The sequence below is a fragment of the Aeromonas sp. 159 genome (assembly GCF_963862045.1).
GTDB classification, from domain to species: Bacteria; Pseudomonadota; Gammaproteobacteria; order Enterobacterales; family Aeromonadaceae; genus Aeromonas; species Aeromonas veronii.
In genome coordinates, this window is the sequence record NZ_CAWLMI010000010.1 from 1 (window position 1) to 12132 (window position 12132).

Here is a 12132-nt window from a genome sequence, read left to right on the forward strand (position 1 = left end):
GACACTGCCAGGCACCCAATTTAAAAACCCCGCTCATCGAGCGGGGTTTTTTATTGCGTGTAATTCAGCAAATAGTCTGAAAATTGACCTTTTATTCTCTCTTCTCTGCCGTTTTCCCTGTTTTTCCTCCCCTATTTTCTCCGGTTATGCCATCGCCGCTGGCTCTGGTTGCCGCTATAATGGCCGCCCTCAAGCAAGGTGGTGGTATGAAAGAAGAGTATCTACAGCGATTCGGGGGCATTGCCCGTCTTTATGGTCAGAACGCCTTGCGTTCCTTTAGCCAGGCCAAGGTCTGTGTGGTGGGGATCGGTGGCGTTGGCTCCTGGGCGGCGGAGGCGCTGGCCCGTGCCGGTATCAACCAGATCACCCTGATCGACATGGATGATATCTGCATCACCAACACCAATCGCCAGATCCACGCCATGCAGGGGACGGTTGGTCGCCTCAAGACCGAGGTGATGGCCGAGCGTATTCGCGCCATCAATCCGGATTGCAAAGTGATCGAGGTAGATGATTTCGTCACCGCCGATAATCTGGCCGAGCATATCAAGCGGGAGTTTGACTATGTGGTGGATGCCATCGACTCGGTCAAGGCCAAGGTGGCGCTGATTGCCTTCTGCAAGCGCAACAAAATCCCGGTGATTGTGGCGGGTGGTGCCGGCGGGCAGATGGATCCGACCCAGATCACTGTGGCGGATCTGGCCAAGACCATTCAAGATCCGCTCGCTGCCAAGGTGCGCTCCGACCTGCGCCGCTTGCACAACTTCAGCAAGAATCCGGCGCGCAAATTCGGGGTGGAGTGTGTCTTCTCAACCGAGCAGCTGAGCTATCCGGATGGCAATGGTGGCACTTGTCAGGCCAAGGCAGCCAGCGATGGCACCATGAAGATGGATTGCGCCTCCGGCTTTGGCGCTGTGACGCCGGTTACGGCAACCTTCGGGCTGGTTGCCGCGTCCCGGGTATTGAAGAAGATTGCCGAGCGGGGCGCCCGAGCCGAGAAAAAGGCAGGGAATGAAGATGCAGGGTCGATTGGCGAAGCCTAATCGACCACTGAACAAGGCGGCTTAGACCGCTTGTTCCCGGATCGCCAGTACGATCGCTCTGAGCCCGTTACCTCGTGACGGGCTCAAGTGTTTTTCAAGTCCCAGTTCGGTGAAATACCCTTCCATATCAAATGCCTGGATCGCCACAGACGATTGGTGGTTGAGCGCCGCCAGCACGATGACGATAAGGCCCCGCACGATGCGGGCATCGGAATCACAGGCAAAGTGCCAGCAGCCATCCTCGCTTTGTTCTCCCTTCAACCAGGCCTGGCTTTCACAACCCTTGAGGCGGAATTCTTCTTGCTGCCATTCGCCGGGTAGCACCGGCAACTGCTTGCCGAGCTGGATGATGAGCCGGTACTGGTTCTCCCAGCCGTGAGCGGCGGCAAACTGCTGGCGGATGGTGTCGGCGTTGGGCTCAAGGCCAATCTGGGTATAGCTTGCGATGTCACTCATTCGGTTGTCTGCCTTAGAAGAAGTCACTGAGTTTGTGCAGGGCGGCCAGCAGGGCGTCGACATCATCCCGATTGTTGTAGCAGGCCAGCGAGGCGCGCATGGTGCCACCGATACCGAGCGACTCCATCAGCGGCATGGCGCAGTGATGGCCGACTCGCAGGGCGATCCCCTGCATGTCGAGCAGGGTAGCGGCATCTTGCGGGTGGATATCCTCCAGCAGGAACGAGACCGCACCAGCGCGCTGGTCGGGTTCGCCGATTAGGCGCAGCCCCGGCACCTGTTGTAGACCAGCGACCAGATAGTCGGTCAGTGCCTGCTCATGCTTGGCGAGCCATTGCCGGTCTTGCGCCATCACAAAGTCGATGGCGGCGGCGAGGCCGATAGCGCCAGCGATATGGGGGGTGCCCGCCTCGAACTTGAAGGGCAGGGTATTGAAGGTGGTGCCGCTGAAACTGACCCGATCGATCATCTCGCCACCGGCTTGCCAGGGCGGCATCCGCTCCAGTAGTTCGGTGCGGCCCCACAACACACCGATGCCGGTCGGGCCATAGAGCTTGTGACCGGAGAAGGCGTAGAAGTCGCAACCGATGGCCTGCACATCCACCTCGAGATGAGCCACCGCCTGAGCGCCATCGAGCAGGGTCACGGCACCCACTGCTTTGGCAACTGCTACTATCCGGTCGACCGGATTGACGGTACCGAGGGCATTGGAGACGTGGGCTACGCTCACCAGCCGGGTACGTGGCCCCAGCATGGCGTGATAGGCGGCCAGATCGAGAGCGCCCCGTTCATCGAGGGGGATGACCCGGATCACCGCTCCTGTGCGTTGGGCGACCAGCTGCCACGGGACGATGTTGGCGTGGTGCTCCAGCGTGCTGAGGATGATCTCGTCCCCCGCTTTGAGCTCGCTCACCCCCCAGCTCTGGGCCACCAGATTGATCGCCTCTGTGGTGCCGCGGGTCCAGATCACCTCGTGGCTGCGGGGTGCATTGATAAAGCGGGCGACCGTCTCGCGGGCAGCCTCAAAGGCGCGGGTAGCGCGGCCACTCAGAGCATGGGCGGCGCGGTGCACGTTGGCGTTGTCGGCCCCATAGTAGTGAACGATGGCATCCAGTACCGTTTGAGGCTTCTGGGTGGTGGCGGCGTTGTCCAGATAGACCAGAGGGTGGCCGTTTACCTCCTGCGCTAAGGCCGGAAACTGGCTGCGCAGCTGGTCGTGCTGTTGCTGATTCATGCTCCCCTCATCATCTGGAAAAAGTCATCATCTCGAAAGGTCGGCCATGATCCTGAAAATAGCGCCCGAACACAAGGCGCGATAAGCCCGATGAGCGGTTGCCTGCCGTGCAGCAGGTACGGCTCGTCGGGTGATTTCTGGTACAATGCCGCCCCTCATCATAAGCCAAGAGATCCGGCCCATGAAGCTCAACCCCAATCAGAACGAAGCGGTCAAGTATGTTTCCGGCCCTTGCCTGGTGCTGGCGGGTGCCGGATCGGGCAAGACCCGCGTCATCACCAACAAGATTGCCTATCTGGTGCAGCAGTGCGGCTACAGTGCGCGCAATATCGCCGCCGTCACCTTTACCAACAAGGCGGCGCGGGAGATGAAAGAGCGGGTCGGCCAGACTTTGGGTCGCAAGGAGGCGCGGGGGCTGATGGTCTCCACCTTCCATACACTGGGTCTCGATATCATTCGTCGTGAGCACAAGAGCCTGAATCTCAAGGCGAACTTCTCCCTGTTCGATGACACCGACCAGCTGGCGCTGCTGAAAGAATTGACTGAAGACGAGCTCGACAACGACAAGGACAAGCTCTCGGCCCTTATCAGCCAAATCTCCAACTGGAAGAACGATCTGATCCTGCCCGCCCGCGCCATGCGTATTGCTCGCGGGCCGGACGAGGTGTTGATGGCCCAGCTCTATGAGCGTTATCACCGCCAGATGGTGGCCTATAACGCGCTGGATTTTGACGACCTCATCGTGATGCCGACCCTGCTGCTTAAGAGCAATCAGGAGGTGCGCGAGCGCTGGCAGAACAAGATCCGCTATCTGCTGGTCGATGAGTACCAAGACACCAACACCAGCCAGTACGAGCTGGTGAAGCAGATCGTCGGCGAGCGGGCCCGTTTTACCGTGGTAGGGGATGATGACCAGTCCATCTACTCCTGGCGCGGTGCCAAGCCGCAGAATCTGGTGCTGCTGAGCGAGGATTTCCCCAGCCTCAAGCTGATCAAGCTGGAGCAGAACTACCGCTCCAAGCGGCGGATCCTCAAGTGCGCCAACATCCTGATCGCCAACAACCCGCATGTCTATGACAAGGCGCTCTTCTCCGAGTTGGATGAAGGGGTGAAGCTCAAGGTGCTGTTCGCCAAGAACGAGGAGCACGAAGCGGAGCGGATCGCTGCCGAAATGATGGGACACAAGTTTATGAACCGCACCCGGTTCAAGGATTACGCCATCCTCTATCGGGGCAACCATCAGTCGCGCATCTTCGAGAAGGCGCTGATGACCAACCGGATTCCTTATCGTATCTCCGGCGGTACCTCGTTTTTCTCCCGCACCGAGATCAAGGACATCATGGCCTACCTCAAGCTGCTGGTGAATCCGGATGAGGACACCGCCTTCCTGAGGGTGGTCAACCTGCCGCGCCGCGAGATTGGCCCCACCACCCTCGAAAAACTGGGTCAGTATGCCAACCAGCGCGGCAAGAGTCTGTTTGCCGCCAGCTTCGAGCTGGGGCTGGAGCAGCACCTATCCGGCCGTGGCCTCACTGCATTACAGGCCTTCACCAACTGGCTGGTTCGCCTTGGCGATCAGGCGCTGCGCGGCAATCCGGTGGAGGCGGTGCGGGACATGATCAAGGAGATCCACTACGAAGAGTGGCTCTACGAGACCTCCCCCAGCCCGAAAGCGGCCGAGATGCGGATGCAGAACGTCTCCACCCTCTATCGCTGGATCACCGAGATGCTGGAAGGGGATGAGCTGGAGGAGTCGATGACGCTGGCTCAGGTGGTCACTCGCCTCACCCTGCGCGACATGATGGAGCGCAACGAAGGGGAGGATGATGCCGATCAGGTGCAGTTGATGACGCTGCATGCCTCCAAGGGGCTGGAGTTCCCCTATGTCTACATGGTGGGGATGGAGGAGGGCTTGCTGCCTCACCAGACCAGCATAGACGAGGACAACGTGGAGGAGGAGAGGCGTCTCGCTTACGTGGGCATCACTCGGGCCCAGACCGAACTAACCTTTACCCTCTGCAAGGAGCGGCGCCAGTTTGGCGAGTCGGTACGGCCAGAACCGAGCCGCTTCCTGCTGGAGCTGCCGCAGGATGACCTTGAATGGGAAAACCAGAAGAAGGTGACTGCCGAGGAGCGCCAGCAGAAGGGGCAGGTCGGTGTTGCCAACCTGCGGGCGTTGTTCAAGAAGGATTAACCCTAAGGATTGGCCGGGGTCAGTAGCGGCACTATATCTGCTCCCGGCATGGGCGGAGAGATATAGCGCCCTTGCCCCATCCGGCAGCCAATATCGATGAGCTTCTGCAACTGCTGCTGGTTCTCGATCCCCTCGACGACCAGGGTGTAATCGAGATCCTGACAGATATCCCGCATGGCGCGGATCAGCGCCAAATCTTTGGGCGATTGCAGCATCCTCTGGGTAAAGCTGTCATCCACTTTGATGTAATCCACCGGGAAGTGGAACAGGGCGTTGAGGGAGGAGAAGCCGGTACCGAAATCATCGAGGCTGATCTGGATACCCTTGGCCCTCAGGTCATGCAGGGATGCCAGCGCATCGGAATCTTGCCGCGACAGCTCCCGCTCGTTGAATTCAAAAATCAGATAGCCGGGGGCGACCCCTTCCTCTTCGATAATTCCCATTAGGCGCATGATGTGGTCATGGTTGACCAGATGTTTGCCCGACAGATTGATGGCGACCTTGAACTTGCTCTGCCCGGAGATTGGCAGCCAGTTCTTCAGTTGCTGACAGGTGTGGCGCAGGATCTGGTAATCCAGCTCCAGTATCAGACCGCACTGCTCTGCCAGCGGAATAAAGTCGAACGCATCCTTCAGAATCCCCTCCTCGGTCAGCCAGCGCGCCATCACCTCCAGTCCGGTCAGGCGGCTATCCTGCAGCCGGATCACCGGCTGGAAGTAGGGGACGATACGCCCCTCCCGCAGGGCTCTGGCCAGCATCTCTTCCGGCGAATTCCAGTTCTGGTTGATGCAATCATCCGAGTAGCTGACGATGCGGCTGCGGCCATTGCGTTTGGCCTGATACATGGCCAGATCGGCCTGATGGAGCAGCTGGCTGATATCTGAGGTTTGCTCGGAGACGCTCGATACCCCAAGGCTGACGGTAATGCTCAACTCGTTGCCGAGTAGCCGGAACGGGTAGGAGAGGCGGCTGATAATGCGGTTGAGCACCGGGCTGATGTCATCGTCGCTCTTGCTGCTGTCCAGATAGATGACAAACTCATCGCCCCCCAGTCTGGCCACCAGATCGTTTTGCCGGATGCAGGTTTGCAGGCGGCGGCTCACCTCCTTGAGCAGCTGATCGCCAGCGCTGTGGCCCAGGGTGTCATTGATCTGCTTGAAGTGATCCACATCGATAAAAATCACCGCGAATCCCGGCGACTTGTAACGGTTGTAGTGGGTCATGGCGTGGTTGAGGTGGTTCATCAACAGCGCGCGGTTGGGCAGCTGGGTCAGCGGGTCGTGAAGCGCATCGAATTGCAGCCGCCGTTCCAGCTCCTGATGCTGCTTGAGCTGCTTTTGCAGCCTGAGGTTGGTCTGACGCAGCTGTTGCAGCCGCTGGTTGATGGAGTCTTCGGTATTGATGTCGTTGAGCTGCTGGCGGATCCGTCTCAGCTCCAGCAGCAGGGTGAGCTGGCCACGCAGGAAGTCTAGAAACAGCTTGTCGTCGGTCTCCAGCGGTTGAGCCGTGCTGATGATGAAGTGGGCGAAGTACTGTTGTTGCAGCCGCAGCGGCATGCTGTGCCAGTAGCGTGACTCCCTGCTCACCTCGATATTGCTGGTGCTGTGGCACAAGCCGCTGATGAACTCGTCTCCCTGATGGGGATGGGCAGGGTAGATCTTTTCCAGCTTCTGACTGGTTAGCCTGACCAGCAGCATGTCCTCGATGGTGAGCATCTGGCGCAGTACCGCTTCCAGCTGGGAGAAGAGCGCCTGAGCCGGCAGGGTATTGGCGAGCCGCATGATGCGGCTGATGCTCTCGATTTTCTTTTTCCAGTTCGGGTCTTTGCGGATCAGCGGCGAAGGCAGCTCGGTGAGATGGGATCCCGCCTGGGTTTCGGTCAGCCGTTTGGCCAGACACTCCAGCAGCAGACGCAGGGTCGGCAGGTCGGCGGGGGTGCCACGCGCCAGCAACCACTGTATCTGGCCATGCTCGATGGGGAAGACGCACCACCCTTCGGCCTCATCCAGCTGGGTGAGCTGATCGGTGATGCGGGACTGCTCCCGGCCCAGCTGTTGCTTGAAGATGTCGCTGACCTTGTAGGCGTAAAGCCAGTTCAGACCGGTATCGGAGAGGCCCAGCATGCCGAAATGTTGCAGCGGGCAGAGTTGGTCAATCTGCTGGATCAGGGCATCGTAATCGTCAGACGTGGCGGTTTGTGGCGCTGGGAAGTCCATAATGGCAGAGACCAACGCCAACAGAGGAGTTGAGTAGTGGGGTTCGATGGATTGGGCCGACATGTGCAACTCCCGATATGTCTACCTTACAAGAGTAGTCGGAAGCCGATAGATTGAAAGGGCCGCAATTGCGGCCCTTTCAAATACTTACAGCTTGTCGATCATGTAGTGGATGGCGTTTTCAATCTCTTCATCACTACAGTTCGCACAGGTGCCGCGCGGAGGCATCATGCCGGACTTGCCGGTAAAGCCTTCAATGGCATGTTTCTTGAGAGTATCAATGCCCTGGGCGATGCGAGGATCCCAGGCTGCCTTGTCACCCCGTTTGGGGGCACCGGCGGCGCCGGTGTCGTGACAGGCAAAGCAGGCGCCCTTGTATACCGTTTCGCCATCGCGGGGACCGGAAGAGGCGGCCGCCGCCGGAGCAGCACTCGCGCCGGCAATACCTTCCAGATCCTTGGCGGTATAGACCTGACCGATTGGTTTGATCCGCTCGGCAATGGCTTCCGGTGACATCTCATCGGCAGCAAGCACTGCCCCAGACAAGCTGGCGGCCGTCATCCCGACAGCCAGCAAATAGCTCAGTTTTTTCAACACGCTCATATACTCCCAGCAGTCTTTTATTATCCATGTAAACGACGGGATTATAACCGAATAGTTACAGCCATTTAAACGCTTGTGTGTGAAGTGTTAAACACTCTGCGTACAAAGTTTTGGGTGATATCACGGCAATTCGGGCGGTGGAGATAAAAAGAAACCCGGCCTTTGCCGGGTTTCGGGTACCCAAAGGGTGAAATGGGTTATTTGTCCCAGCTCAATATCACCTTGCCGGAGTGGCCGGAGCGCATCACATCGAATCCCTGCTGGAACTCGTCGATGTGGAATCTGTGGGTGATGATGGGGGAGAGATCCAGCCCGGACTGGATCAGGCTGGCCATCTTGTACCAGGTCTCGAACATCTCGCGGCCATAGATCCCTTTGATAAACAGCCCCTTGAAGATCACCTTGTTCCAGTCGATGGCCATGGTGGAGGGGGGGATGCCGAGCATGGCGATCTTGCCGCCGTGGTTCATCTTGTCGAGCATCTCCTGAAAGGCGCTTGGGACGCCAGACATCTCCAGCCCCACGTCGAACCCTTCGGTCATGCCCAGCTCGCTCATCACGTCGGCCAGCTTCTCTTTGCTGACGTTGACCGCGCGGGTGGCGCCCATCTTGCGGGCCAGCTCCAGTCGGTATTCATTGACGTCGGTGATCACCACGTGGCGCGCACCCACATGGCGGCAGACTGCGGCAGCCATGATGCCGATAGGGCCAGCACCTGTGATGAGCACATCCTCGCCCACCAGATCGAAGGAGAGGGCTGTGTGCACCGCATTGCCAAAGGGGTCGAAGATGGCGGCTAGCTCGTCCGGGATGTTGTCCGGCAGCTTGAAGGCGTTGAAGGCGGGGATCACCAGATACTCGGCAAAGGCGCCCGGGCGGTTGACGCCAACGCCAATGGTGTTGCGGCAGAGATGGGTGCGCCCGGCGCGGCAGTTGCGGCAGTGACCGCAGGTGATGTGCCCTTCGCCGGAGACCCGATCGCCGATGGCGAAGCCCCGCACCTCCTGACCGATGGCGACGACTTCCCCAACATATTCGTGGCCGACCACCATGGGTACCGGAATGGTCTTCTGGGACCACTCGTCCCAGTTGTAGATGTGGATATCGGTGCCGCAGATGGCGGTTTTGCGGATCTTGATCAGCAGGTCGTTGTGGCCGAGCTCGGGGGCCGGTACGTCCGTCATCCAGATGCCGACCTCTTTGTGCAGTTTGGAGAGTGCTTTCATGGCTGTTCCTTCAATATGAATGCAGAAAAAAGGGGCTGCAGCCCCTTGATTCAAATCAGATAACGCCGAGTTCACGGCCGATGCGGATGAAGGCGTCGATCGCCTTGTCCAACTGCTCGCGGGTGTGAGCGGCAGACATCTGGGTGCGAATACGCGCCTGACCCTTGGGCACGACCGGGAAGGAGAAGCCCACCACATAGATGCCAGCTGCCAGCATGCGGCTTGCCATTTCGGAGGCCAGTTTGGCATCCCCCAGCATCACCGGAATGATGGCGTGGTCGGCGCCTGCCAAGGTGAAACCGGCGGCGCTCATCCGCTCGCGGAAGTAACGGCTGTTCTCTTTCAGGCGGGCGCGCAGGTCATGACCCTCGGCCAGCATGTCGATCACCTTGATGGTGGCGGCAACGATGGAGGGGGCCAGCGAGTTGGAGAAGAGGTAAGGGCGGGAGCGCTGACGCAGCCAGTCGATCACCTCTTTCTTGCCGGAGGTATAGCCGCCGGATGCGCCGCCGAGCGCCTTGCCCAAGGTGCCGGTGATGATGTCGACCCGATCCATCACGCCGCAATATTCGTGGGTGCCACGACCGTTTTCGCCGATAAAGCCGACGGCGTGGGAGTCATCCACCATCACCAGCGCATCGTATTTGTCTGCCAGATCGCAGATGGATTTGAGGTCGGCGATGACGCCATCCATGGAGAAGACACCGTCGGTGGCGATTAGCTTGAAGCGGGCGCCATCGGCGTCAGCCTGCTTGAGCTGGGCTTCCAGCTCGGCCATGTCGTTGTTGGCGTAGCGATAACGCTTGGCCTTGCACAGCCGCACGCCGTCGATGATGGAGGCGTGGTTGAGGGCATCGGAGATGATGGCATCCTCGGCGCCGAACAGGGTCTCGAACAGACCGCCATTGGCATCGAAACAGGAGGAGTAGAGGATGGTATCTTCGGTGCCGAGGAAGGCAGACATCTTCTGCTCCAGCGCTTTGTGCTGATCCTGGGTGCCACAGATGAAGCGCACCGAGGCCATGCCGAAGCCGTGGCTGTCGAGTCCCTGATGGGCGGCAGCGATCAGATCCGGGTGGTTGGCCAGCCCAAGATAGTTGTTGGCACAGAAGTTCAGTACCTGCTCACCGCCGACGGCGATGCTGGCCTGCTGGGCGGAGGTGATGATGCGCTCCTGCTTGTACAACCCTTCAGCTTGCACCTGGTTCAGTTGCTCGGTCAGGTGACGATAGAATCCGTTAGACATCCTCGATCCTTAGTGGCTATTTCAGCTGCGTATCAACAGAGGGCGACATTTTACTGCAATCTGTTGCGGTAAATTCAAATGATTGTGCTGATATTCAACAAATGTGAAACAGATCTCACCCAGCTGGTTGGGCCAGCTGGCGGTAGTGCTGTTCCAGCTGCTGGATCTGTCCGGCAACCTGGGGTTGCACATAGGGGCGCAGCAGGAACAGCACCTTCAACACGCCCTGATAGAGCAGCGGTTTGGTGATGCGGGTGTTGGGGGCCTGGGCAATCTGGAACGGGATCCAGCAGGTCACCACCATCTTGATGGTCTGGCCCAGATCTGGCAGGTCTTCATCGCTGACATCTATGATGCCCCCTTCGCGCAGACTCCTGAGCAGGGCGACCACGGAGGAGCGCATCTGCTCCTGGGCCTTGAGGTACTTCTGTTGCAGCGGTTCGTCACGGCTCAGGATGTCCGGCAGGTTGGCGTAGAAGAAGCGGAACTGCCACATCAGATAGAAGATGGCATCGAGATAGCCCATCAGATCCTGCAGAGTGATTTCACGGTTGCGGGTCGGCACGAAGCTCTCGCTCAGGTGACGGGCATACTGGTCGAAGATGGAGTGGATGATGTCTTCTTTATTGCGGAAGTGGTAGTAGAGGTTGCCCGGGCTGATACCCATGTGCGCCGCAATATGGTTGGTGGTGATGTTGCGTTCACCCTGATCGTTGAACAGCTCGGTCGCGCTGTGAATGATCCTGTCTCTGGTTTTCATCACTCATTCCTCCAACAGGTTCCGCTCGGGGCAGTTTTGAACAAGGTCGAATCCCCGGACGGCCCGTGATAAACTTTTCGGCAATTTCAAATTGGCTCACTATACACAGCTTTAACAAGCAGTCACATGTAGCCATCAACGTACGAGAGGCAAACTCCATGATCGTAGTAACTGGCGGTGCTGGCTTTATCGGCAGCAATCTGGTCAAGCAGCTGAACGCTCAAGGACGGACCGATATCGTGGTCATTGATGACCTGACCGACGGCACCAAGTTCGTCAACCTGGTCGATCTGACCATCGCTGACTACATGGACAAAGACGAGTTTCAGGCGCGCATCGTCTCCGGTGACGAGTTTGAAGAGTGGGACAACGGCATCGAGGTGATCTTCCACGAAGGCGCCTGCTCTGCTACCACCGAGTGGAACGGCAAGTTCATCATGGAGGTCAACTACGAGTACTCCAAGGATCTGTTCCACTACTGCATCGAGCGTGAAATCCCGTTCATTTACGCCTCTTCTGCCGCGACCTACGGTGGCCGCAACGACAACTTCATCGAAGATCCCAAGTTCGAACAGCCGCTCAACGTCTACGGCTACTCCAAGCAGCTGTTTGACCAGTACGTGCGCCGCTGGATGCCGGAGATCAACTCTCAGGTCGTCGGCCTCAAGTACTTCAACGTCTACGGCCCGCGCGAGCAGCACAAAGGCTCCATGGCTTCCGTCGCCTTCCACCTCAATACCCAGGTGAAGAAGGGCGAGAATCCCAAGCTGTTCGAAGGTTGCGATGGCTTCCCGAACGGTGGCCAGATGCGTGACTTCATCTATATCGATGACGTCTGCAAGGTAAACCTCTGGTTCTGGCAGAACCCGCAACACTCCGGCATCTTCAACTGCGGTACCGGCCGTGCCGAGCCGTTCCAGAACGTGGCCGAAGCAGTGATCAAGCATCATCAGAAGGGAGCCATTGAGTACATTCCCTTCCCAGATCACCTCAAGGGCCGCTACCAGAGCTTCACCCAGGCTGATATGACCAAGCTGCGCAGCGTGGGTTATGACGCCGAGTTCAAAACCGTTGCCGAAGGGGTAGCGGATTACATGACCTGGCTCAACCGGGCCTGATTATTCGCTTTTGCGGAATGGCCGCCAATGAGGCGG

At 58.6% G+C, this 12132-nt stretch carries 10 protein-coding genes; 3 read left to right on the forward strand and 7 right to left on the reverse strand.

From position 1 onward, the window contains the following. Positions 1–206: 206 nt before the first annotated feature. Complete coding sequence (gene tcdA / locus AACR14_RS02305; RefSeq protein WP_026034885.1) at positions 207–1043, forward strand: tRNA cyclic N6-threonylcarbamoyladenosine(37) synthase TcdA; 837 nt, start codon at positions 207–209, stop codon at positions 1041–1043. 21 nt (positions 1044–1064) lie between these two features. Here tcdA and AACR14_RS02310 read toward each other — a convergent pair whose 3' ends face one another. Continuing rightward, positions 1065–1499: a SufE family protein gene (locus tag AACR14_RS02310; protein ID WP_019444983.1), complete on the reverse strand. Its 435-nt coding sequence runs from the start codon at positions 1497–1499 to the stop codon at positions 1065–1067. A 13-nt stretch (positions 1500–1512) separates the two neighbouring features. Then, the gene (locus AACR14_RS02315; RefSeq protein ID WP_019444984.1) at positions 1513–2733 is read right to left on the reverse strand and encodes an aminotransferase class V-fold PLP-dependent enzyme; all 1221 of its coding nucleotides are present in this window, start codon (positions 2731–2733) and stop codon (positions 1513–1515) included. A gap of 181 nt (positions 2734–2914) precedes the next feature. Between AACR14_RS02315 and rep the strand changes: the two genes are divergently transcribed. Continuing rightward, entirely contained in the window at positions 2915–4927 is a 2013-nt protein-coding gene (rep, locus tag AACR14_RS02320; protein WP_019444985.1) for a DNA helicase Rep, read from the forward strand. Positions 4928–4929: 2 nt separating this feature from the next. Here the strand turns inward: rep and AACR14_RS02325 are convergent, their stop codons facing one another. The 5 genes from AACR14_RS02325 to AACR14_RS02345 all read right to left on the reverse strand — a co-directional run bounded on the left by AACR14_RS02325 (position 4930) and on the right by AACR14_RS02345 (position 10978). Next, a complete protein-coding gene (locus AACR14_RS02325; RefSeq protein WP_019444986.1) occupies positions 4930–7206 on the reverse strand; it encodes a putative bifunctional diguanylate cyclase/phosphodiesterase in 2277 nt (758 codons plus the stop codon). An 84-nt stretch (positions 7207–7290) separates the two neighbouring features. Next, positions 7291–7746 carry a c-type cytochrome gene (locus AACR14_RS02330; RefSeq protein WP_019444987.1) on the reverse strand — a complete coding sequence of 152 codons (456 nt, stop codon included), beginning with the start codon at positions 7744–7746 and terminating at the stop codon, positions 7291–7293. 197 nt (positions 7747–7943) lie between these two features. After that, positions 7944–8972, reverse strand: a complete 1029-nt coding sequence (tdh, locus tag AACR14_RS02335) for an L-threonine 3-dehydrogenase (RefSeq protein WP_019444988.1) — start codon at positions 8970–8972, stop codon at positions 7944–7946. A gap of 55 nt (positions 8973–9027) precedes the next feature. Then, a complete protein-coding gene (locus tag AACR14_RS02340) occupies positions 9028–10218 on the reverse strand; it encodes a glycine C-acetyltransferase (RefSeq protein ID WP_005342487.1) in 1191 nt (396 codons plus the stop codon). A 115-nt stretch (positions 10219–10333) separates the two neighbouring features. Next, positions 10334–10978, reverse strand: coding sequence for a TetR/AcrR family transcriptional regulator (locus AACR14_RS02345; RefSeq protein ID WP_005340848.1), 645 nt, complete (start codon positions 10976–10978; stop codon positions 10334–10336). Positions 10979–11136: 158 nt separating this feature from the next. Here AACR14_RS02345 and rfaD point away from each other — a divergent pair, with 158 nt between their 5' ends. Next, on the forward strand, positions 11137–12096 hold the full coding sequence (gene rfaD / locus AACR14_RS02350) for an ADP-glyceromanno-heptose 6-epimerase (protein WP_019444989.1): 960 nt from the start codon (positions 11137–11139) through the stop codon (positions 12094–12096). Positions 12097–12132: the final 36 nt, after the last annotated feature.